The organism is Vibrio sp. 811 (assembly GCF_033339195.1).
This window is the reverse complement of record NZ_JAWOUB010000799.1, coordinates 1-550: the sequence shown is the minus strand read 5'-3', so window position 1 is coordinate 550 and position 550 is coordinate 1. Positions and strand designations below refer to the sequence as shown.

The following is a 550-nucleotide window of genomic DNA, read 5'->3' as shown; positions in this document are numbered from 1 at the left end:
TCCAAAAGACCAGCGTTCGCTGGTCTTTTTCATTTATATGAAGCGTTACTTCAACACATCATCAATGCTTTGATCACCAAGGTGACGAACGTCCTTACCTTTCACAAAGTAAATAATGTATTCACAAATGTTTTGGCAACGATCCCCTACTCGTTCAATAGCGCGAGCAGACCACATCACCTGAAGAATATGCGGAATATTTTTTGGGTCTTCCATCATGTAAGTCATGAGCTGACGGATCACTGCTTCGTATTCGGCATCCAGCTTATCATCAAGTTTGTGAACCTCTGCTGCGGCTTCAACATCCATACGAGCGAATGCATCCAAAACCTGATGCAACATTTGAATCGCCTGACGGCAGAGAGGTTCTAATGAAACTTGGAATTGGCGTTCTTTCGATGACGGGCTTTCGATAGCGACATAAGCAATGCGTGTCGCGACATCCCCAATGCGTTCAAGATCAGTAATGGTCTTGATGATCGCCATAATCAAGCGCAAATCTTTCGCGGTCGGCTGACGTTTGGCGATGATTCGAGTACACGCGTCATCA

General features: G+C 45.3%; 1 protein-coding gene. It reads right to left on the bottom strand.

The window, feature by feature from the left end:
- Positions 1 to 45 precede the first annotated feature (45 nt).
- Positions 46 to 550, bottom strand: a 505-nt coding sequence (gene phoU, locus R7Q46_RS29465; protein ID WP_318078624.1) for a phosphate signaling complex protein PhoU, incomplete at its 5' end; no start/stop codon positions are given.